Below are 22,368 nucleotides of genomic sequence, written 5' to 3'. Positions count from 1 at the left end.
TTCACAGCCGGGTGCGCAAGGTGACGCCGTAAGTGCGCGGCTCACCAATTTGCGACGTGACCGCGCCGGTGTTGGCGGCGGAGAGGTTGAGGAAATAGTCTTTGTCGAACAGGTTCTTGGCCCAGAGCGACAGATCCCACAGGCCGTCATCGGTTTTCAGCCCGATGCGTGCATTGGCCACGCCATAGCCCGGCACTTGCGCCCATGCGGAATTGGTGGCCGAGGTATTGAAGCTGGACCGGTGGGCGTAATCGGCATGGGCGTAGAGGCCGATTTCGCGCCCGCCCAAATCGCCCAGCGGCGCATTGGCATCGGCCCCCACCGACCACGCGAATTTGGGCACGCCCGGCAGCGGTTTGCCCGACAGATCCTGAATGCCGCCAAGGTTGAGGTATTCGACCGCTTGCGGGGCATTGGCGTAATCGACGTAAACAGCGTCGGTATAGCTGGCCGAGGTATTGAAGGCGAAGTTATCGGAGAGGCTGACCGACAGGTCGCCTTCGACCCCGCGTGAGCGCACTTTGGGGATGTTGGCGATGTATTGCCGGGTGTTGACAGAGTTGGCGAGCTGTTCGGTGATGGCGGTCTGGTAATCGCGGATTTCGGTCCAGAAAGCGGCAGCGTTGAAGGTGGCGCGGGAATCGAGGAACTGGGATTTGAAGCCGAGTTCGAAGGCGTCGACCTTTTCCGGGCGCACTCTGGCCTGATCGGCGGTGAAACCGGTGGGCAGGTTGGTAAGGTTCAGCCCGCCCGATTTGTTGCCGCGCGAATAGCTGGCATAGACATTGGCGTCGGGCGAAATCTTCCAGCCCAGCGTGACGAGGCCGGACAGGCTGTTGTCGGAAAATCGGGTGGAGAAGCTGGTGACCGGGTTGAACTGGCTGCGGATGGCGGTGACGGCGGCAAGGTCTGCAGCCGATGGCGTGGTGCCCGCCACCCAATATTGGCTGAATGCGCCTTCCTTTTTCTCATGCGTCCAGCGCAGGCCCGTAGTCAGTGTCAGGGTATCAGTCAGGTGGAGGTCGGTCTGGCCGAACAGGGCAACCGTGCGGGTTTGCGGGTTGGACGTGGAATTGGCTTCGAACCCGTCAAGCGCGGTGTTCCACTGCGCCAGCGTATAGGGCGAGGTGCCCGGACGGTTCCACAGCGCGGCGGCAGAGCCATAGGCTGATGCGCCATAGCCGCGAATAACCTGCCAGAAGTAATAAGCGCCGACCACGTAATCGAGCGTGCGGTTACCCTTTGAGGCAAGGCGCAGTTCCTGGCTGAACTGGCGCTGGCGGTTGGCCTGCTGCGCCTTGGTGACGACGGGCAGCGATGTGCTGTCGCCATCGTTGGCGGGGTTCCAGTCCCACCAGCGATAGGCAGTGATCGAGGTGAGCGCGGCGTTGCCGAAATCCCAGTTCACTTCGCCCGAAACGCCATATCCGGCCATGTTCGACTGGTAGTGGCTGTCAGCCTCGCCCACACGGTCAAACGGGCGGAACGATGGCAGTGTATAGCCGGGATAGCGGGCGGCGCGCTGGGCGAAGTTGTTGGCGATGGTGGCGCCGTTGGCATAAGTGGTGTGCAGATCGGCAAAGACGTTCAGCACATGGTCCTGCGTCTGTTTGGCGTAATCGCCGATGATGCGGACTTCGAAATCGGGATCGGGCGTGAACAGCAACTGGCCGCGCACGCTGGCGTTGTAATAGTTCTGCGCGCGCTGGTTCGTGGTCTTGTTGAACAGGAAGCCGCTGTTCTGGCTGATCGCGCCGGACACGCGCACGGCCAGAAGATCGGGCACGATGCCCGCCGATGCCGAGGCACGGAGCTGATAGAAGCCGTAATTGCCAAGGCTGGCCTCACCCGAAGCTTCAGGTTCGAAGCTGGGCTTTTTCGACGTGATGTTGATGACGCCCGACGTGGTGTTCTTGCCGAACAGCGTGCCTTGCGGGCCGCGCAGCACTTCGATGCCCTGAAGATCGACCAGATCGAACTGCGACAGCCCGACGCGGCCGTAATAGACGTTGTCGATATAGAAGCCGACGCCGTTCTCCAGCCCATCGTTGGTCAGCGCGACGTTGGAGCCAAGGCCGCGGATGTTGATGTTGGTGTTGCGCGGGTTGAAGCTGAAAACCTGAAGGCTGGGCACTTGTTGCTGGATCTGGCCAAGCGTGTAATCGCCGCGCCGTTCCAGCGCGGCGGCGCTGATGACGCTGATGGCGACGGGCACGTCCTGTACGTTTTCATCACGGCGGCGCGATGCGGTGACGACGATGGTATCGCCGCCGCCCGCATCTGCTGCGGCTTCCGGCGCGATGTCATCGACCGGCGCGGGCTGGGTTTGCGCAAGCGCGGGCTGGGCACCGACCAGAGCGAAAAGGGCAACGCCTGCGAGGACGCGGTGACGCTGGGCGAAAGAAACGGACTTCGACATTTGCAATATTTCCCTGAACCTTGAAGGTTTTTGGCCGCCGATTATCGGCGCGGACGGTGATGGGATGTGGCGGGAACGGGCACGGCCAAGCGTTCGGTGCCGCCGGGGGCGACGCCGCAAAGTGCAACGATGGTCTGTTGCAGGGACGCAGGATACCGAGCCAGTTCCGCAAGATCGGAACTGGTTAGCGGGCGCATGACGCACTCCTTCCGGCGCAAAAAGCCTTGCGGCCCCATGCGCGATGGATTGGCGCTATGAAGGGATAACCGGCCTTACGTTTCCGCGCCTGTGCAGGGTGGCGGAAGGACGAAAAAGGGCGGTGGTGTGCGCGTCAGGCGCGGGTCATCATGATCTGCATCGTATCACCTCTTGGTTGAGGGAACACGATGCCTGGCGCTGTCGCCCCAGCATCGCGCGCTTTAGCGGTTGGTAACGCGGAGCAAGCTGCTTCCCGATCAAATGCCGCGGATCAGGCCCTTAATGCACGGGCGGCCTGATCTCCGTTGAGCCGTGCGGGTTAATCTCTACTTATATGGTTGAGTCATTCAGGTCAAGCCAGAGCTTCTCTTTTGGCCGTGAAAGCAGAGCTTTTCGGCGGGCCCATCAAAAGTCTATTCAAATGATAGACTTTGCAGATTGCCAAGCTAGGATCGCGCCGCCTTATGCGACCACGCGCGGGCATGGACGTATCAGCACGCAAGGATTTCCGCATGACGGACAATGAAGATTCGTTTCGCATCACCCGCCGCGCCACGATTGGCGGGGCCGCGGCAGCGCTGGCCACGGCGGCTGTTCCCGCTGTTGCGCGCAGTCCGCGCCGCCGCCCCAACATACTATATATCATGGCCGACGATCTGGGGTATGCGGACCTGTCCTGCTATGGCCGTCGCGATTTCGAAACGCCGGTGCTGGACCGACTGGCGACAGAAGGCCTGCGCTTTACCAATGCCTATGCCAACAGCGCGGTCTGTACGGCCACGCGCGTTGGCCTGATTACCGGGCGCTATCAGTATCGCTTGCCGGTGGGGCTGGAAGAGCCGCTGGCGTTCCGGCAGAACATCGGTCTGCCGCCATCGCACCCTACGTTGCCGTCGCAACTGGCGAAGGCGGGTTATCGCACATCGCTGATCGGCAAGTGGCACTTGGGCAGCTTGCCCGACTATGACCCGCTGAAAAGCGGATACCAGACCTTCTGGGGCATTCGCAGCGGCGGGGTGGATTATTACACTCACCAGACCAGCGGCGGGCGTCCCGATCTGTGGGATGGGCCGACGCCGGTGGAAAAGACTGGCTATATCACCGACCTGATCGCTGACCGCGCGATCGAGGAAATCCGCGCCGCATCGGCGGCCAGCGCGCCATGGTTCATGAGCCTGCATTTTACTGCGCCGCACTGGCCATGGGAAGGGCCGGGGGACGAGGCGGAATCGGCCCATATCGCGCAATCGAAAGACCCCAAGGCGCTGTTCCATTATGATGGCGGCACGGCAGCGACATATGCCGCGATGGTGCGCCGTCTGGACTATCAGGTCGGGCGTGTGCTTGAGGCCTTGCGCGCGGCGCGGGTGGATGGCGATACGATTGTGGTGTTCACCAGCGACAATGGCGGCGAGCGCTTTTCCGACACTTGGCCGTTCAGCGGGCGCAAGACCGAGCTGCTGGAAGGCGGTTTGCGCATTCCCGCCATCGTCCGCTGGCCGGGCGTGACCAAGGCGGGCAGCACCAGCGACGCGCAGGTCATATCAATGGACTGGCTGCCCACGTTCACTGCCGCCGCCGGTGCCGCGCCCGACGCGCAATTCCCCAGCGACGGGGTGGATATTGCCCCGGCGCTGCGCGGTGGCGCTCTGGGCGAACGCACGCTGTTCTGGCGATACAAGAACCATGCGCAGCGGGCCGCACGGCGCGGCAACCTGAAGTATCTGAAGATTGGCGAGAACGAGTTTCTGTTCGATGTGGCCGCCGATCCGCTGGAACGGGCCAACCTGAAGGACCGCAATGCGCCAGCTTTTGCCGCGCTGAAAGCCGAGTGGGAGGCGTGGAACGCCACGATGCTCCCGCTCGACCCGCAGTCCTATACTCATGGGTTCACGGCCAGCGAACTGGCCGATCACATCGGTGTCGACGACTAAAGCGCCGATGCCACTAGCCCGGCAGCGGCACACAGGCCCAGCACCGGGGCAATGCCAAGCTTGAACCGGAAGATCAGCAGGCCAGCCATTGCCGCGATAACCCCGACCCGCCAGTCCACGCTGGCGGGGACGGGAAATTCCATGGCGAGGGGACCAAAGCTGGCCTGCGTGGTCGCGCGGAACAGGACGTGGATGGCAAACCATAGCGTCAGGTTGGCGATGACGCCGACGATGGCCGCCGTGACGGCCGCCAGCCCGCCTTTCAGTTTGCGCGCGTTGTCCAGCCGTTCGATCCACGGCGCGAAGGCGAAGATCCACACGAAGCAGGGGACGAACGTGACCCATGTGGTCAGCGCCGCGGCAAGAATGCCTGCCATCAGCGGAGTAAACGGATCAGGCGCGCGCAAGCCCGCGATATAGCCGACGAACTGCGTGACCATGATGAGCGGTCCCGGCGTGGTTTCGGCAAGGCCCAGCCCATCGGCCATTTCGCCCGCGCTGAGCCAGCCAAAGCCCTGCACAGCCTGCTGCGCCATATACGACAGCACCGCATAGGCCCCGCCGAACGTGACAACAGCCAGTTTGGAGAAGAACAGACCGACCTTCCACAGCACATGATCCGGGCCAAGCAGGCCCAGCACCAGCGCCAGCGGTGCGGCCCAGATTGCCGCGCCGACGATGATGACCCTCAGCGTGGCCGCCCATGGGCGCGGTGTGGTGGGCGGCGCGGCTTTTGCAGGCGCAATGCCCAGCAGTTCAGGCTTCACCGCCGCCGCAGCCATGCCCATCAGCCCCGCGCCCAGCACAACCAAGGGGAACGGCAACGAGAATACCGCAAGTGCGATGAACGCCGTCACGGCCAGCGCCTTTTTCAGCGACGTTTGCAGCGCGCGGCCCGCAATGCGCAGCAGAGCCTGCGCCACGATGGCCAGCACCGCCGCCTTGAACCCCAGAAACAGCGCCTCGAACCAGCCGACATTGGCGGCAAAGCCATAAAGCACGGACAGGCCAAGGATCACCAGCGCGCCGGGAATGACGAACAGCAGCCCCATGGCAAGGCCACCCTTGGTGCCATGGAGTTTCCAGCCGATCCATGTGGCAAGCTGCTGCGCTTCTGGCCCCGGCAGGAAGTGGCAGAAGTTCAGCGCGTGAAGGAATTGCTCTTCGCTGACCCAGCCGCGTTCCTCGACGATTTCGCGGTGCATCAGCGCGATTTGCCCGGCCGGACCGCCAAAGCTGAGGCAGCCGATCCGCGCGGAAACGCGCACCAGTTCATCAAACGAGGGAGAAGGAGAAGACGTCTGCATGCATTGGCCCAATACCTGCGGCCCGCAAAAGCGGGCGAAACAGGCAACGCTTGGGCCGTGGACCAGCCTGACCGGGAGGTTGCTTTGCCCCGGTTTTCACCTGCGTCGATAACGCGGGTAATCGAGGTTGAAAAGGGGAATAGGCGCGTTCAGGCCGCCATCGGCAGGCGCAGTTCAAAGGTTGCCCCTTTGCCCGGCGATGCAAGGTGCAGCGATCCCTTGCGATTTTCCACCAAGGCGCGGGCGATGGGCAGGCCAAGTCCGGTGCCACCTGCGCTGCGCCGGGTGGTGAAGAACGGGTCGAAGATGCGGTCCCGGTCAGCGGCGGGAATGCCGGGGCCATCGTCGGCCAGCGTGATGCAGCCCAGACCTTCGGCAAGGCTGGCCGCGATCATCAGATGGCCTGCCCCTGCCTGCCGTGCGTTTTCGATCAGCGTGGCCAGCACCGTTTCGAGCGCTGCGCTTTCGATGGCCAGCAGCGGCATATCGGCGGGACAGGACAGTTCGATGGTGAAATCATCGCGCGCCATGCCATCGGCCAGCCGGGCAAGGATGGGGGCCAGCGGGGCCGGGCCTTCCACCGCGCCGCCGCGCATGTCGGCCTGCGCCATTTCCATCAACCGGCTGACCAACCGCGAAAGGCGGTCTGCATCGCCGGCCATGTTGGCCAGAAAACGGTTGCGCTCCTGCGCAGTCATGTCTGCGCCGTGATCCTGTAACAGTTCTATCCCGCCGCGCAGTCCCGCCAGCGGCGTCTTGAATTCATGGCTGAGCGAGGCGGCAAAATCGCGCAGGTAGCGCGACCGGCGGGCAATGCTGGCGGCCATCGTGGCGAAATCATCATAGAGGCTGCGGATCTCGCGCACTTCCAGCGTGGGACGCCGGGGTGAGGCATCCTGCCCGGAAGCCAGCGCGCGGGCGGCGCGGCTCAACCGTTCAACCGGGCGGACGATGGCCCGCGCCAGAACCGCGCTAAGCGCGATCAGCAGGCCCAGGATGGACAGCGTTCCGGCGGCAATCTTGCCCGCATCTTCCCACATGCCGCGAAACAGCGCGGCGGGGCTGCGCGAAACCAGCACCCCGCCGACGACTTTGCCGCCGACCATGATGGGCCGTGCATGGTGCAGGCGGATCGAGGTGCCCCGACTGATCCATTCCAGCGGCGAGGACTGGCTGTAACTGTCATTGTGGCGCAGCACGGTGGTTGCAGCGCCGGTCAGCGCTGCGCGAACTTCAGGCAGGGCGGCAAGGCTGCGCCCCGCCTCTGGCCCGCCCAACAGCACGCCATTGCAGTCCACCAGCAGGATTGCAGCCAGCGTGGTGCGCTTGGTTTCGGCAATGGCGGGGGCGATAATGTTGGCCACGATCTGCGCCGTGGCATCGGGCGCGGTAGCCGCCTGCACCGCAGCCGGACGCGATGGCAGGACGGGCGAACTTCTGAGGTCGATCCCGGTAGGCGCTTCTTCATAGCGTTCGCCGGAATCCGGGCGGGCGGATGGCGCTTCAGGCGGCGCGATGCCTGACGGAGCATCGGGCCACAGCAGCGCTGCCATGGCGGCAATCGATGCGGCCTGCGCGCTGACTTCTGCTTCGGTGCGGCGCACCAGCGCGTTTTCATAAACCCTGAGGCCCAGCGCGGCAAAGCCCGGCAGGGCAGCGACGAACAGCAAGGTGCCGAAGAATATCCAGCGCAGGCGCATGACCGGCCAGAAGCGCCGCGCCAGTGTGCGGACCGGATCGATCAACTGCCGCTCTCATCCCGACAAGCGCCAAGCCGATAGCCGATGCCGGGCCGGGTTTCGATCAGATCACGGCAACCGGCGTCGGCAAATTTGCGGCGCAGGTTGCGGATGTGGCTGTCAATCGTACGGTCGGTGACGGCAAAGCCCGGACCGTGCAACTGATCGATCAATTGATCGCGGGTAAAGATGCGCGCCGGGCCTGAAGCCAGCGCCTTTAGCAAGGTGAACTCTGTCACGGTCAGGTCCACCGCAGCGTTCTGCCAATGCGCGGTCCACGCTTCATGGTCGATCATCAGCGCGCCGTGCCGGAATGGCTGTGTCGGGGCCATGGGCGGTGCAGCTTTCGCTCCTGCCCGGCGCAGGATGGCGCTGGCGCGGGCCACCACTTCGCGGGGGGAAAACGGTTTTACCACATAGTCATCACCGCCCAGTTCGATGCCAAGAATGCGGTCGATCTCTTCATCGCGCGATGACAGGAACAGGATGGGCACATCGCCCGATGCGCGCAACCGGCGACATACCTCAAGCCCGTCCATGCGCGGCATGTTGATGTCCAGCACCACCAGATCGGGCGGGCTTTCGGCCACGCGCGCCAGCGCTTCCTCGCCATCGGCCGCATGGACCGTGCCAATGCCCGCCTTGCCAAAAGCGAAGGCCAGAACATCGCGGATATGCGGATCGTCATCGACAAGAAGGACCGTGCGCGGCATCGCGGCGTTGTTCAACGATCCTCTCCATCAGTCAACTTTGCTGCTGGAACGGTTTGCCCTTCGACCGGCGGTGGCGCGAGAGGCGCCGGTTGCGGCGGGAAAGGCAGGCCGTTGCACATCATGCCGCCCAAGGCGGGGCGAGGGCCGATCTTGCCGCCCAGCATCCGCTCTGCCGCGTTCAGCCGCCGCTGCGAAAGCCAGTCCCATTCGCCTTGGGCGACCTGATCGATCAGCCGGTAATGCACCGCCAGGCGCACATGACGGACCTGATCGTGCAAAGGGGCGGGCAAGGCCTGCCCTTCCAGTTCGATCAGCGGCAGCAATGCCGATCCGCCAAGGCCATCAAGGTAACACAGGTCCAGCATCGCGCCATCGCCATCCACTTCGCGGGCATGGGCAATGTTCCACCGCGCGGCGACGGTGCGCAGATCAACAAAGCAAGCCATGGTCAGCACCGCAGCCGCAGCGGCAAGGTTGGCGTTGATGAGCCAAGCCGCGCGCTTGCCCTTCAGCATTCGCCACAGCACCAGCACCAGTCCAAGCGCAACAAGCCCCATCCACAACAGCGCGGAAATGCGCAGCACAGTCAGAGAAAAGGCTTCGACATAATCGACGGTGCGCAGCGCGGCGTTGTAAACCAGAAACAGGTTCTGCGCGATCCACAGCATCACCAGCCGCCGTACCGCCGGGATGGCTGCGGGGGCTGATCCGGGGCGCAGCGCCACTAGCACGAACAGCGCGGCCAGCAGCGCGGTCACCACCAGTGGATAGGCGCCGCGATGGGCATATTCTGCCAGCGTCATGCCTTGTGGCAGGGGCATCAATCCCCACAGCCACGCTGCGTCCATGCCGTTCTGCACAACGAACAGGGCGTTGAACAGGACCAGCGACAGCAGGACCGAAGCCGGGGAAATGCCGGGGATGGACGTGCTGCCATCGCCATCGAACGTGCCAAACACGCGCCGGGCCATGTGGGGGCGCAGCAGTCCCCATGCGAACCATGTCAACACCGTCCACAGCAGCGCGCGCAGAACCATGGTTGCGTCGATACCGGGGGCGTTCAGCGTTGCCAGCCAGCGTTCGATCACCGGGTTGGCGGCGGCAAACAACCAGAAGAACATGGCCGTGCCGATCAACGGCAGGATCAGCACCGGAACCACATCGCGCAGCCCGGCGCGCCGGTGCCCCCGCCGCTTTACCGCTCTGGCCCGTCGCCAAAGATCGGGGACAGGCCCGGCCAGCGCGACAAGGCCGTGGTAGGCCAACCGCTGAAACCAGCGCCAGCCATCGTCAAATCCGTGGGTGCGCGGCAGCAGCGTGGCCATGCCCGCCGCTGTCCAGAACAGCAGCCACGCCAGCGGGCCGGGGCTGAACGCCATGGCCAGCGCATAGACCGCCGCGAAGCCCAGGGCGATTGCCGCAGGACGTTGCGCCAACACCGCAGGCTGCGCGAGTGCCAGCGCCATCAACAGCGCCAGCCCATAGAACCCGAAAGTCCCCCCAGACAACTCCAGTTCGAAAAACAGCACATCGCCCAGCGCGACAATTCCTGCCACCACAACGACCTTGAGTGTCCACGCGCCCCTCCACCGCCTGCTTGCAAACGCCACAGCCCAATCTCCATCCCGGTTGTTTCAGGCGGTGTTGTGGCAGCAGGCCATCAGGCGACGATGGCGGAACTGGTCAAGATTCCATGCCGATCATGTGCAGATTATGTGCAGAGCGCCGATAGCGCTGGGACGCAGCAAAGTGGGCGCCCGAAGGCGTTTTTCTTTCGCTATCAGCTATTTGCAGAAAATGGTGCCCAGAAGAGGACTCGAACCTCCACGCCCTTGCGAGCGCCAGCACCTGAAGCTGGTGCGTCTACCAATTCCGCCATCTGGGCACGGAGCGAGTGAGCCGAAGCGCTGCTCGCCGGGTAGGAGGGCGCCTCTATGGGATGGGGGGCGGGGTGTCAACGGGGCAATTTTCACTTTTATGAGTCTTTTTGTGAAAGACGGCGATCCGCGGCTGTTCGGCATTGAAAGCGTGAGGGGTGCTGTGCCAAAGGCGGCGCTGGATTTCCGCGCTTGCAGTGCGGGTTTTGGACTTTGACCATGGGATTCGGGTTTATGGCAAACGGCAGGGCGCGCGATCTGGATGGCATGCTGGTGGCGCTGGTGGGCGGTAGCGGCTTTTTGGGCACGCACATTGCGCAAGAGTTGCTGGCGCGTGGCGCGCGGTTGCGGGTGTGCAGCCGCCATCCTGAACGGGCTTTCCGGCTGAAGCCGCTGGGCGGGCTGGGGCAGACGCAGTTTGTGGCGGTCGATGTGCTGAAGCCGCAGACCGTGGCCAAGGCGCTGGTGGGCGTGGACGCGGTGGTGAATCTGGTTGGCGCATTTGCAGGTGACCTTGATTCGCTGCAGGGCGCTGGCGTTGCCCGTGTGGCCGAAGCGGCGAAGGCGGCGGGCGCGGTGGCGTTTGTGCATGTTTCGGCGCTGGGAGCCGATGCGGGGTCCGATGTGGCCTATGCGCGGACCAAGGCCGAGGGTGAGGCAGCGGTGCTGGGCGCGTTCCCGGCGGCGACCATCCTGCGTCCGTCGATCCTGTTCGGCGAGGATGACAAGTTCCTGAACATGTTCGGCGCGCTGATGGCCAAGCTGCCGGTGCTGCCGGTGTTCGGGCCTGAGGCGAAGTTGCAGCCGGTGTTCGTGGACGATGCGGCAGAAGCGGTGGCCAATGTGCTGGCGGCCCCTGCCGCGCATGCGGGCAAGACGTATGAGCTGGCCGGGCCGGAAGTGGTGACCATGGGCGAGCTGAACCGCCGGATTGCCAAGGCGGCGGACCGTTCGCCGGTGCTGGCCGAATTGCCCGATGCGGTTTCCGGGCTGATTGCGGCGGCGACCGGGTGGCTGCCGGGCGCGCCGATCACGACCGACCAGTGGAAGTTGCTGGTGGCGGGGAATGTGGCGGGCGGCGTGCTGCCGGGGATCGAGGCGCTGGGCGTTTCGCCGCGCCCGATGGGCCTGTTCCTGGACCGCTGGATGACGCGGTATCGCAAGTTCGGGCGGTTTGGGGTGAAGGCCAAGGCGGCCTGATTCGCCGCCGGGGGTTTACACTGTTTACACAGTCCAGGGGGAGAAAGCCGGACCCGGTTTTCTCCCCCTTTTTTGTGTCCGATTGCAAGGGGTTGGCGGCGTTTCAGCATGGCCCGGAGGGTAAGCCGGGGCGCACCTTGTAGGACAGCGCTTTTTCGCGTCCGTGAACAATTCGCCGTGTCAGGCCCTGACCCTAGCCCCCTCAGGCGTTTACGTCGGCGTAGTGGCTGGGGGGCTGGATCACGTCCATGCGTTCGGCCAGCAGGGGGCGGAAGCTGGGGCGGCTTTTGAACACCGAATACCACCCGCGCGCCTGTTCGTGGCCCGACCAGTCGATACCGCCAAGGTAATCCGCCACCGAAATCTGCGCGGCGGCGGCAAGGTCGGCAAGGCTCATGGTGGACCCTGCCAGCCATGGGCGGTTGTCGATCAGGTAATCGACATAATCGAGATGTTCGTCGGCCAGCCGCATGGCTTCGCGCAGGCGCTTGCTGTCGGGCGGGCTGCGATAGACGAGGCGCTTCTTCATCCGCTCTTCCAGCAGGGGCGCGGTGACATCGGCATAGAAGCTTTCATCGAACAGCGCGACAAGACGGCGGATTTCGGCGCGGTTGACCGCCGTGCCGTTTATCATCGGCGATTTATCGACCGTTTCTTCGAAATATTCACAGATCGCCCGGCTGTCCGCCAGACTGATGCCGCGTTCGGTGTTGTGCACCGCAGGCGTGCGATAGGCCGGGCTGAGATGGCCAAACCCCTCACGCCGATCCCACGGATTTTCGCGCACAAGATCATAGGCCACGCCCTTTTCCGAAAGGAGCAGGCGCACCTTGCGGCTGAACGGGCACAGGGGGAATTGATAAAGCTGCCACATGGGGAGGAGTCATTGCGCGGGCTTGGGGGCGAAGTCTAGTCCTTGCGGGTGTTTTGCGGTGAGGTGGGTTTGGTGGGTTTTACTGCTGGGCGTGGGATTCGATAACATTGGCAAGGAAGCGCGCGAACACCTGCACCCGCAGCGGCGTTGCCCGATGCGATGGGCGCACCAGCCAAATATTGCCGCGAACGCAGTGATGGTGTGAAAACAGGGGGACGAGTTGGCCCGACAAGAGCGCACTCCGCGCTGTATAGTCGGGCAATTGCGCAAGCCCCATGCCTGCAATCGCGGCCAGAACGACCGCTTCGCTATCATTGAACGTCGGGCCAGATCCGAGTTCACGATCAAGTTCCCGGCTATCAAATACCCAGCGTTCAAGCAGGCCCGTGGAGGGATAGCGGAACCGGATGCAGCGATGCCGGCCCAGTTCATCTGGTGATGCAGGTTCGCCAAAGCGGTACAGATAGGACGGTGCGGCACAAAGAATGAAGCGATGTTCGGAAAGTTTGGTGGCAATCAACCCGCTGTTGTCCAGCGATCCTGTGCGAACGGCGAGATCGAACCCGCCTTCGACCAGATCGACCTTGCGGTCATCCAGCCCGATATCCAGTTCGATGCCAGTGTGGTCTTCGCAGAATTGGGCAAGGCGCGGAAGCACCACCATGCGGCCAAGCGCGGCAGGCAGGCTGACGCGCACGCGGCCTACCGGAGCCTGTGCCTGATCGCCCAGCATGGTTTCAATTTCGCGTAAGTCATCGATCAGGCGCGTGGCGCGGGCGTATAGTTCTTCGCCTTCATAGGTCATCGAAAGGTGGCGGGTGGTGCGGATCAGCAATCGCACTCCCAGACGTGTTTCCAGACGGGCAACCGCTTTGCCCACGGCTGATGCCGAAAGGCCCAGCGTCCGGCCCGCAGGCGCGAAGCCGCCAGTATCGACCGATGTGACAAAAGCGGTGAGCCCTGAGAGGGATTCCAGACTAAATGCGGACATAATGTCCGCATTATTCGGACGAATGGCCCAATTCCGTCAAGAAGTGATTGGTGGCACAAATGCGGCCAAGCCGATCCATGGCATTTTCAAGGATTCCTCCGTGCGCCATTTTGCCCTTCTTTCCGTCCTTCTGGCCAGCGCCGTGCCGCTGGGGGTGGCCCATGCCGCTGAAGCGCCTGCAGCGACGGCTCTGCCGCCTGCGGCGCAAGTGGCTGTTGACGCGATGATCGCCAAAGGCACGCCGGGGGTTACCGTGGTGTTCGGTGGGCCGGGGCATGAAGCCGTGCGGGCCGATGTCGGCCAGATTGCTGCCGATACCCGGTATCCCATCGCATCTGCGTCAAAATGGCTGGTAGCAGCCACGGTCATGGCATTGGTGGATGAAGGCAAGCTGACGCTGGACCAGCCGGTTTCGACATGGCTGCGCGGCGTGAAGGGAGCAGCGGACAAAGTGACGCTGCGGCAGTTGCTGGCGCAGACATCGGGCGTGGCGGGCGGTCTTGGCGAACTGTATGATCTTAAACAGGATCATCGCATCACGCTGCGCCAGTCGGCGGACGAAGTGCTGGCACGTCCGCTTGCCACAACGCCCGGTGTGGTGTTCAATTATGGCGGGCCGGGGTTTCAGGTGGTAGGGGCCGTAGCCGAAGCGGTGACCGGCCAGACATGGGAAGAGGTGTTCCAGTCGCGCATCGCCCGCCCGCTGGGCATGACTGGCACGCAATGGGCGCATCTGAAATTTGGTGATGCAATCCCGCCCGCAGCCGAAACGCGCAATCCGGTTCTGCAAGGCGGGGCGATAGGCACGGCTGACGATTATGTGCGCTTTGTGAAGATGTTGAGCCAGAAGGGGCAATATGAAGGCCGTCGCGTGCTTTCGGAAAAGGCGGTTGCCGAAATGATGACCGACCAGACGGCGGCAGCAAAGATGCTGCCGACGAACGCTGCTCTGCTGGAGAAGGCCCACTACGGTTTGGGCAACTGGTGCGAGACGTGGGACGCGAAGGGCCATTGCACCCGCAGTTCAAGCATCGGCGCGTTTGGCACATATCCGTGGGTCGATATGCCCACCGGACGGTATGGGCTGGTGTTCATCAACCGACAGACGGATTCCTTTGCGGTGTGGCCGGAAGTCCTTGCGGTGCAGGCTGCGGCGGATGCTGCGTTGGGCGAAGATACGGCCAAGGCTGGCGGTAAATGATGATGCGATGGTCTGCTGCGACTTTGATTTTGGCGGCTGGCATCCTGATGGGGGCAACACCGCCGCAACCAGAGCCGCATTTTACCGACTTCACGGTAAATGGCGTTGAATTGACGCAGGACGATGAAGGGTGGCGGGTCGCTCTTCCGCGCCTGTATTGGCAAGATCCTGCAAAGGCGCCGTTGGCGGATCGTGACTTCATGGCGCTGCTGCCGGTCGATTTTGCCGATGGCGTGATCGAGGTGGAAGTGAAGGGTGAACTGGCGCAAGGCGCGCCGGAATTTGCCCGTGCCTTTGTGGGGCTGGCGTTTCGTGTGAATGGAGGCCGGTTCGAAAGTATTTATCTGCGCCCGACCAATGGCGTTGCCGACGATCAGGTGCGACGCAACCATTCGGTCCAGTATGTTGCCTTTCCCGAATGGCGGTTTGACCGGCTGCGGCGGGAAAGCCCGGAACGTTATGAAACGGCGGCTGATATTGCGCCGGGGCGCTGGGTGAAGATGCGGGTGGAAGTGGTAGGAAACAGGGCGATGCTGTTTCTGGACAACCGGCCATCGCCGGTGCTGATCGTCAATGATCTGAAGCATGGGGCACAGCAGCGCGGCGGTATTGGCCTGTGGGTCGAGACGGGAACTGTGGCCCATTTCCGCAATCTGCGGATCATCCATCACGAGCGTTAGATATTCCCCTTCACGCTGAACGAGAAGATCGGGCCGATCAGGCGGTTGCGGTGTTCGGTGAAGGCGAGGGGGCCGGTGGGGCGTTCCGAAGCGGACAGCCAGCTTTGCGCGCCAACACCGTTCAATATGCAGACTGCCTGCGTTCCCTCAAGCTGGTCAGAACGAGCAGACAACAATCATGTCCGTTCAACATGATTTTGCAAACCCAGCCATATAGCAAGTTTTGGCGTGCGAGGGAGTACGAGCTTCTCAAGAATTGCCACGACCACGAGCGATACAGCAAGCAGCGGAAGCAGAACTGCGAGAATGAGAAGCACTGGCACCAGCTTGGCCATCACTTTTTCCTTGGGCATCGGTGGTGCGCCAAGGCCCTGATCGGGCTTGCGTTTGCGCCACATCACGAACCCGCTGATAGAAAGCGTTGCCAGCATCAGCGCGGTGAGCACGCCGATCAATTGATTGACCCAGCCGAACAGCTGCCCTTCGTGCCAGGCAACGCCATAGCCGACCACGCGATCGATGGGGTGGCCATCGGCAAACGTCTCTCGTGACAATTCGCGGCCGGTCTGCTTGTCCAGAGTGATGGTCGTGCGCAGGGGGCGGTTCTGGCTGTCTGATCGCAGGGTCCAGTTATCGCCACCCGCGCGTCCGAACCGCCCCGGCGCTCCGGGCGGAGTAATGATCGCGGGAAAGGCAAGGTGTTCACGCTGCGCCCGTCGGACCACTTCGGACAGGGTGATGGCGGGTGTCGTGTTGGCCATATCATGATCCATACCGGGCATTTGGCCATTCATGGCCATCATTGCCGCGTGATCGTGTTCGGCATGTTGTGCGTGTTCGTCAGATGCCGGAGCCGCACCGCCGATTGTCCAGTCCTGCTTTCCTTTCACCCAACCCATCTCGGCACGCACGGCTTTGAAGGCACTGCCCCAGACATCGGCCCAGGGCAGACCGGTGAGGAGCAGCACCATCGCCAGCCCGGACACCCAGAAACCGGTGACGGCATGCACATCCCGCCATGCCGTGCGCGACCCGGCTGACAGCCGCGGCCACAGCACGCCTGCGACACCGCGACCGCGCGGCCACCATAGATAAAGGCCGGTCAGGATCATCACGATGGCCCAGCTCGCCGCCAGCTCCACCAGCCAGCTGCCGCGCTTGCCCAGCAGAAGCTGGCCATGGATGTCGTGCGCGATTTCCATGATCCGCCATTCGGGATCGAGAACGCCGACGACCTGGCCTTGCGGCGAGACGAAGACATCGCGCATCGCCTTGGCCTTGCCGCCTTCAGCGCCGGATAGACCGACGTGGATCATGGCCGCATCGCCCGGCTGTTGCGGCAGGCGATAGGAATGGAACTTTGCACCTGGCAAAGCTGCGAGGGCAGCGCTCACTTGCGCTTCAGGAGTTACCGCGCCAGCCGTGGGTAATCCCTGCCACGCGCGCTCTTCCCAGCGTTCTACTTGCGGTTTGAACAGGTAGGCTGCCCCCGTCAGCGACAGGATCAGCACCATGGGCACAACGAACACGCCGGCATAGAAATGCCACCGCCAGATCGTGCGATAGAAGGCAGCCTTGTGTGAAGTCGGCTTATCCGGGGCCGGTGAAATCTGTGCTGAAGGGGGCATGGCCATTACCACTTCGTCTTGAGGTCGACCACAAAGGTGCGCTGCGGCAGCGGATGCGCAACGTAGGCCTTGTAGTTGAACAGGTTGTCGATCCCGGCGCTCAGCTCGACATTGTCGAGCACGGCCCAGGACAGGCGCGTGTCAAACAGCAGGTATTCGCTCTGGAAGCCGAAAGCGCGGCCACGGACCAGCCCGAACAGATCGGAATTGGGCCGCGAGCCGTAGCGCCAGCCAAGCGAGGCCTTGACCGGTTTGGCCAGTTGATAGCGGATATTGCCATTGGCCCGCCATTTCGGGATGCGCGGGAATTGCACGCCCTCTGCCGCGGGATTGGCATCGTTGCGGATCGTCTTGGCGCTGATCCACGCCACGTTGGCGTCGATATCCAGGCCGGGCAGGATGTCGCGGGCTTCCGCGATCAGCTCCAATCCGTACTGCTCCACCTCGTCCACGTTCTTGTAGCTGGAAATGACCGTGCCGAACTGGTTGAGGCCGTTGAAGCTGAAGATCGCATCATCGATCATCTGGTAGAACGCGCTGCCGGTGACCCGCACCTTGCCTGCGTCATAGCGGAGGATCAGGTTGGCATCCTTCGACTTTTCGGCCTTCAGGTTGGGATCGAAGCTTTGCGGATCAATGGCCTGCGCGATATCATCAAACCGGCCCTGGAACAGTTCACCCACGGTGGGGAAGCGTGTCGCCAGCCCGAGGCTTACCTGCACGTCAAGGCGCGGTGCCAGCTTGCCCTGCAGGCTGAGTTTGGGGCTGAAGCTGTCATCGCTACGGCTGGGATAGCGATCATCCTTGCGCACGCCGGCAAAGGGCTTGGCAATGCCGCCATCGAATGCCCGCCAGCGATCATAGCGTAGGCCGCCGGTCAGCACCCAGTCTGCGCCCACATCGATCGCGTCTTCCAGCCATAGACCCCACAGGCTGGTCTTCCCATAAGTTGCGGCGGTGAAGACCGGTGAGGTCGCCTCGCGCCAATTGGCGGTCGAGAAGGTGTCGGTCGAGGTTTCATAGAGGTTGGCATTTGCACCGAACGCCACCTTGTGCGCACCCAGGCGCCGTTCGATCACCAGATCTCCGGTGTACCAGCCCGGCGTGTTGCCCAGCGTATTGGTGCCCGCGCCATTCGCTGTGCCCGTGGCGTAGTTGGTCGATGTCCGACCGTCCTGATCGGGAATCCAGAACCGGGAAAGGTTGAGCGCCACATCCCAGCCCGCCAGCGGCCCGGCCAGTTTCAGCCCCGCAAGATATTCGGTCCGCTCCGATGTCGACAGGGTAAGCCCGGTCGCGTTCCAGGTCTTGCCCCCGAAGGTCACGCGGCCCTGATAGACCGGCGCACCCGTGGCGGCATTGACCAGGAAGCTGCGCGTGTCGGTCAGCACCTGCTTGCTCTTCCACAGGACGCCGAGCGCATCGATGTTCCAGCCACCGGCTGTTTCAAAACCCACGCGCAAGCGGACTTGATCCTGCGTGACATCAACCGGCGAGGCCGCGCCGAATACCGGCGTTGCCAGCCGCGGATCGTCAAACGCGCCCGTAACCGCTGTCGCCGCGCCGTTTCCGGTAGCGGCGGTCAGCAGATTGTAGGTCATCGACTGGCCGGTGTTTTCAAAATGCCGCCCGGATAGGCGGATCGAGAACGGGCCGTCCTTCTGCTTCCAGTTGATGCCGCCTTCGAGGCTGTAGCCCGTGAACGTCTGGTCGAAGCCATATTCCTTGAACGGCATGATAAAGGTCTGGGCACTGGCATAGGCCGAAGTCTCGGTCGGCTCCTGCGTGGTCACCGAAATTACCCCGCCCATCGAATTGCCGCCATAGCGGGCGGAATAGGGGCCGTAGACAATATCGAACTGGCGCACTTCGGCAGGGCCGACCACGTTCCATTTTGGCGGAAAGTCGAAGCGGTTGCCGAGGAAGTTGGAGACGACAAATCCGTCGACCATCACGATCGTCCGCGCGGATTGCACGGTGTTGGCCCCGCGCATCGCCACCACGGCATTGTCATCACCGGCGAAGCGTTTTCGCACGAAGAAGTTTGGCGTGTACTTCATCAGGTCTTCGACGTTGATCGCATTGATCGCATCGAAGTTTTCCTTGTCGAGCGAGACCGAAAGCCCGCGCGGCACAACCGTGATCGGTGCATCGGTCTGTCCTACTACGAGAATTGTCGCGCTATTGGCGTCATCTGCCGCAACCGCATCGGCAGGAGGCTGATTTTGTGTTTCTCCCTCAGCAGCCAAAGCGGGGGCTGAAACGGCCAGCGCTGCGGACAGCGCAATCCATGAACTTCGCATGAAGTTTTCCTTGAATATCAAACTGGTCTTGAAGTGTGAAAGATGCGCCACAGTCGCGCTCAGCCAACATGATGTGGTCTGTTGCAGACCCACGATGAGGGGGCAGTGACGGCGCATGATCTGTTGGCCCGCAGCAGCGGGTCAGATCATCAAGCCAGTGCGGGAGGCCCGCGCAAGGGAGGGTAGAAATAGGCTGGCCGCCGTGGGCATGCCACGCTCACCGGCGTGAAAGCGAGCGCCAGAATAAACGTCAGCGCCAGCAGCAGCAGGGCGGGATCGGCCCCTCCGATCAGCGCACCGTTGAGCGATGTGAACGGGCAGGTGCCCTGATGCTTGCCATCAGGCTTGTTCTTGCCACCCGACTTTGTCGGAACCACGATCTGCGTCTTGGTCAATGCGCCAAGAGAATCCTGACACACTTCGATGGTCAGGACCTTCGCATGCAGATCGATCATCATGCCCGATGGCACAACAACCTTCATGCAAAGCGCCAGCACGGCCAAGGCTAGGGCCGCGCCAGGGCACCGCAGAATCAAGGCTTGCATCGTTCGCACACGCGGCGCGCTAGTCGGAGGGCTTCAATTTGTCACGCCAATATCGCGTGCTATTCGGCAAGATGTTGGCGTCCGATTTGTGTGGCCACCGGTATCAAACCAAGCCGTTGTAGATATTTGCGATTGAGGCTCATCCAGCCAGCCTTTGCGGCCAGAGCCGCAAGCGCTGAGTGCCCGGTATTGGGGAAAAGCTCCCGCAGAACATGTTTTAAGGAAACGGCCGTTAAGCCCCAACCCAAGTCTTTCCGCCATTGCTACAGCGTGCTGAACGAACGGCAAGAATCGATCACGTCAAAATTGAGCGCATGACTGGGTTGATGGCGGCGTCTTCCGCGTCAATCAAGAATCGTGAATTGGAGATATTGCCCGTATTAACCTTCATGCGCCTTTTTGTCTTGACGCGGGGTCATGCCAAATATCTGGCCATGCCAGCGGGTAAAGGTCCTGATGGAACTGTAGCCAAGCAGTTCGGCAACATCATACCGTCTGCCCCTATTACCATGCGGTGCGCAGGAACATTGAGGTCCGCCTAGAGGTGACGACCGGAGCGTAATACGTTGCATACCAAGGCCCGGTTAGCCGTACCGCTGACCGGGTTTTTGCCTGTTATGTAGATCTCGCCCGTGCCAACTCACGCGCGTGATCGGCGAACACCTTGAAAGCCGTGGGCGGATTGCGGCGACTGGGGTAGTAGAGACAAAGCGGGGGCGAGCGGCGGCGTCCAGTCCGTCAGCAGCCGCACCAGCCTTCCTGCCGCGATATCCTCGCGCACGTCGGATTCCATGAAATAGCCGATTCCGACAGCGGCGAGCACCGCGATCCGCGCCAAACTGGCTTCGTCCAGCGTGAGCGGACCATCGACATCCACTTGCAGCGGCCTGCCTTCCACTTCGAATTGCCAGCGCAGCAGCGCGCCATTGGGCAGCCGAGTTCGAATGCAGGCATGGCGGGCCAGATCGGCAGGAACACGGGGTTTCGCCTCCAATGCGGTCGTTATCGACGAAGGCAACACGTATGCCGGGCGCGAGGCGATCCAGCAGTGGATTGCAAATGCCTCCACCCAATACACCTACACGGTCGAACCTTTCGCACTGGCGCAGCACGATGGGCGGATCATCGTCACAAGCCACCTTGTCGGCAATTTCCCCGGCAGCCTCGTAGACTTGCGCTACCTGTTCGCCATCGACGGGGACCAGATCGCCGGGGCACGGTCGCCGACTGCGTTGCAGCCTGCTGCATCTTACTCTGTGAAACCGCGCTCATTCGCGGCGTCGAACTTGCGGACCGCTATCTCGATCTTGTCGGCCCAGCCGCCTAGAACTGCGCCGATCGCGGGCAAGGCGAGGTGGGCGTTCAACGCGTCTTGGTCGCTCCAGCGCTCATATACGAGAATTGATCCGGCATTCCGGTCTTCGATGGCGAAGTGGTAGTCTAGGCAGCCTTGCTCCTTGCGCGTGTCCTCGAGCAGCGAGTCGAGAGCTGCGAGCAGTTCGTCGACAAGGTCGGGGCTGGTCTTTAGGTGGCCTGCGAGAATGATCATGAAGCGTCTCCAACAGTGGCGCTGCGAAGGGTAGGCGGGGGGAGCGCACCTTCTGCAAGGTAGTAGTCCACCCATTTGTGGAAGTATTGGTTGCCGAGCTCGTTACGGCCGAAGATGACATCGGAAAACGGCACGGCCGCAAGGCCTTGCTGCACGCGCAGGCCCATGTGGTAATCCTCGCGCTCGACGACGTCGAAGAAGAAGTCGCACATCTCGTCGAGCGACTTCAACGCTGCCTCATCGGCTGGTGCCTGCGGAAAGATGTAGTTCATCACCGTGACGTTGGTGCCGGGGATCTTGCCGGGAAAGAGCTGCGCGACCTGACACATCTCTGGAGCGAGAAACATCGCGAAGTTCGGGAAAAGCATCCGGATGAAGTCGTAGTTGAGATTCTCCCGCGCCCCCCATTCCTCGCGGGGCAGATCGCGCAACTCGACAATCCGGTGCTGCGGGTAGCCGAGCCGGATGTGCGGGCCGAAAGCCTCGTAATAAGCACGGTTCGAAGGGGTGCGCGGCGTGACTGTCTCGGGGTGCGCCGCCTGGAAGTGATAGCCTTCGAGAAAGCCGTCGTAAGCGACTTTCCAGTTCGCCCCTTCCATGCTCCGCGCTTTATGGAAGTACCAGTTCTCGAGCTTCAGGGCGGCGAGGTCCTCAAGCATTCCGCCGAGGAACGTAGCAACATCGATCGGGATCTCCGGCGTCAGGATGACGAAGATCATGCCCGCGACTTCCTGGCACGGAAGTTCGGTCAATCCGAGGACGCGCTTGTCCACCTCGCCGAAGGTGCTCGCCTCCGCCACCCCCAGCAGCCGGCCGTCGTTGCTGTAGGTCCAGCCATGATAGGGACAGGAGAAGCGACTGCAGTTGCCCGATCCGGGATCCAAAAGCTTCATTGCCCGGTGTCGGCAGACGTTGAGGAAGGCGCGCGCCGTTCCGTCACTGCCGCGAGCAATGAGCACGGGAATGCCCAGCGGTTCCATTGCCTTGTAGTCGCCGTTCGCCGGCAACTCGATGCTGAGCGCAAGCATGAGCGGCAGGCGCTTGAAGATCAGGTCGATCTCTTTCTGCCATTGCTCGGCGTCGAGGTAAGCCGAGGCGGGAACCCTCAGCGTTTCGCCGGTCTGGTCCGTGGTCCGCTCCTCGACAAATTCGAGGAGCTTCTCTGCGACCTTGCCGTAGGCTTCGGACATCGGATTCATCACGCGCTCCC

17 protein-coding genes, 1 tRNA gene and 1 pseudogene are annotated in these 22,368 nt (G+C 62.6%); 4 read left to right on the top strand and 15 right to left on the bottom strand.

The genetic code is table 11. The features are described 5' to 3' along the window. Window position 1: 1 nt before the first annotated feature. Window positions 2-2,419 (bottom strand): TonB-dependent receptor, encoded by a 2,418-nt coding sequence (locus tag OVA07_RS03455; RefSeq protein ID WP_268170074.1) that lies wholly within the window; start codon window positions 2,417-2,419, stop codon window positions 2-4. Window positions 2,420-3,129: 710 nt separating this feature from the next. Here OVA07_RS03455 and OVA07_RS03450 point away from each other — a divergent pair. Then, on the top strand, window positions 3,130-4,551 hold the full coding sequence (locus tag OVA07_RS03450) for a sulfatase family protein (RefSeq protein WP_268170073.1): 1,422 nt from the start codon (window positions 3,130-3,132) through the stop codon (window positions 4,549-4,551). Here OVA07_RS03450 and chrA read toward each other — a convergent pair. The 5 genes from chrA to OVA07_RS03425 all read right to left on the bottom strand — a co-directional run bounded on the left by chrA (window position 4,548) and on the right by OVA07_RS03425 (window position 10,195). Next, a complete protein-coding gene (gene chrA / locus OVA07_RS03445; protein ID WP_268170072.1) occupies window positions 4,548-5,858 on the bottom strand; it encodes a chromate efflux transporter in 1,311 nt (436 codons plus the stop codon). The genes OVA07_RS03450 and chrA overlap by 4 nt on opposite strands. A 149-nt stretch (window positions 5,859-6,007) precedes the next feature. Beyond that, window positions 6,008-7,603: a sensor histidine kinase gene (locus tag OVA07_RS03440; RefSeq protein WP_268170071.1), complete on the bottom strand. Its 1,596-nt coding sequence runs from the start codon at window positions 7,601-7,603 to the stop codon at window positions 6,008-6,010. After that, window positions 7,600-8,325, bottom strand: a complete 726-nt coding sequence (locus tag OVA07_RS03435; RefSeq protein ID WP_268170070.1) for a response regulator transcription factor — start codon at window positions 8,323-8,325, stop codon at window positions 7,600-7,602. The genes OVA07_RS03440 and OVA07_RS03435 overlap by 4 nt, the downstream gene beginning before the upstream one ends. Beyond that, the gene (locus OVA07_RS03430; protein WP_268170069.1) at window positions 8,322-9,920 is read right to left on the bottom strand and encodes a DUF4153 domain-containing protein; all 1,599 of its coding nucleotides are present in this window, start codon (window positions 9,918-9,920) and stop codon (window positions 8,322-8,324) included. Before OVA07_RS03430 ends, OVA07_RS03435 begins: the two co-directional genes overlap by 4 nt. Before the next feature lie 188 nt (window positions 9,921-10,108). Next, a tRNA-Leu gene (locus tag OVA07_RS03425) sits at window positions 10,109-10,195 on the bottom strand. Window positions 10,196-10,421: 226 nt separating this feature from the next. On the opposite strand from OVA07_RS03425, the gene OVA07_RS03420 reads away from it, so the two are divergent. Next, window positions 10,422-11,387, top strand: a complete 966-nt coding sequence (locus OVA07_RS03420) for a complex I NDUFA9 subunit family protein (protein WP_268170068.1) — start codon at window positions 10,422-10,424, stop codon at window positions 11,385-11,387. 202 nt (window positions 11,388-11,589) lie between these two features. Here OVA07_RS03420 and OVA07_RS03415 read toward each other — a convergent pair whose 3' ends face one another. Both OVA07_RS03415 and OVA07_RS03410 read right to left on the bottom strand, forming a co-directional pair. After that, window positions 11,590-12,261, bottom strand: coding sequence for a glutathione S-transferase family protein (locus tag OVA07_RS03415; protein ID WP_268170067.1), 672 nt, complete (start codon window positions 12,259-12,261; stop codon window positions 11,590-11,592). Between the two features lie 79 nt (window positions 12,262-12,340). After that, the gene (locus tag OVA07_RS03410) at window positions 12,341-13,252 is read right to left on the bottom strand and encodes a LysR family transcriptional regulator (protein WP_268170066.1); all 912 of its coding nucleotides are present in this window, start codon (window positions 13,250-13,252) and stop codon (window positions 12,341-12,343) included. Window position 13,253: 1 nt separating this feature from the next. On the opposite strand from OVA07_RS03410, the gene OVA07_RS03405 reads away from it, so the two are divergent. Both OVA07_RS03405 and OVA07_RS03400 read left to right on the top strand, forming a co-directional pair. Then, entirely contained in the window at window positions 13,254-14,453 is a 1,200-nt protein-coding gene (locus OVA07_RS03405; protein WP_268170065.1) for a serine hydrolase domain-containing protein, read from the top strand. Next, window positions 14,450-15,133: a family 16 glycoside hydrolase gene (locus OVA07_RS03400; protein WP_268170064.1), complete on the top strand. Its 684-nt coding sequence runs from the start codon at window positions 14,450-14,452 to the stop codon at window positions 15,131-15,133. Before OVA07_RS03405 ends, OVA07_RS03400 begins: the two co-directional genes overlap by 4 nt. Here OVA07_RS03400 and OVA07_RS03395 read toward each other — a convergent pair. From OVA07_RS03395 to OVA07_RS03365, 7 genes and pseudogenes are all read right to left on the bottom strand, one after another. Beyond that, window positions 15,130-15,306: a hypothetical protein gene (locus tag OVA07_RS03395; protein WP_268170063.1), complete on the bottom strand. Its 177-nt coding sequence runs from the start codon at window positions 15,304-15,306 to the stop codon at window positions 15,130-15,132. The two genes, OVA07_RS03400 and OVA07_RS03395, sit on opposite strands and share 4 nt — an antisense overlap. A 3-nt stretch (window positions 15,307-15,309) precedes the next feature. Next, window positions 15,310-16,767, bottom strand: a complete 1,458-nt coding sequence (locus tag OVA07_RS03390) for a PepSY-associated TM helix domain-containing protein (RefSeq protein ID WP_268170062.1) — start codon at window positions 16,765-16,767, stop codon at window positions 15,310-15,312. Next, entirely contained in the window at window positions 16,767-19,064 is a 2,298-nt protein-coding gene (locus tag OVA07_RS03385; RefSeq protein WP_268170061.1) for a TonB-dependent receptor, read from the bottom strand. The genes OVA07_RS03390 and OVA07_RS03385 overlap by 1 nt, the downstream gene beginning before the upstream one ends. A gap of 149 nt (window positions 19,065-19,213) precedes the next feature. Then, complete coding sequence (locus OVA07_RS03380) at window positions 19,214-19,609, bottom strand: DUF2946 family protein (protein ID WP_326493095.1); 396 nt, start codon at window positions 19,607-19,609, stop codon at window positions 19,214-19,216. Between the two features lie 615 nt (window positions 19,610-20,224). After that, a pseudogene (locus OVA07_RS03375) lies at window positions 20,225-20,594 on the bottom strand (LysR substrate-binding domain-containing protein); the annotation flags it as partial. Between the two features lie 264 nt (window positions 20,595-20,858). After that, window positions 20,859-21,158 carry a putative quinol monooxygenase gene (locus OVA07_RS03370; RefSeq protein WP_268170059.1) on the bottom strand — a complete coding sequence of 100 codons (300 nt, stop codon included), beginning with the start codon at window positions 21,156-21,158 and terminating at the stop codon, window positions 20,859-20,861. Further along, on the bottom strand, window positions 21,155-22,357 hold the full coding sequence (locus tag OVA07_RS03365) for an aromatic ring-hydroxylating oxygenase subunit alpha (RefSeq protein WP_268170058.1): 1,203 nt from the start codon (window positions 22,355-22,357) through the stop codon (window positions 21,155-21,157). Before OVA07_RS03365 ends, OVA07_RS03370 begins: the two co-directional genes overlap by 4 nt. Between the last annotated feature and the right edge of the window lie 11 nt (window positions 22,358-22,368).

Origin of the sequence: Novosphingobium sp. SL115 (assembly GCF_026672515.1) — a bacterium.
GTDB lineage: Bacteria > Pseudomonadota > Alphaproteobacteria > Sphingomonadales > Sphingomonadaceae > Novosphingobium.
Note: the sequence above shows the minus strand (reverse complement) of the source record. Positions and strands in the feature narration are given on the sequence as shown.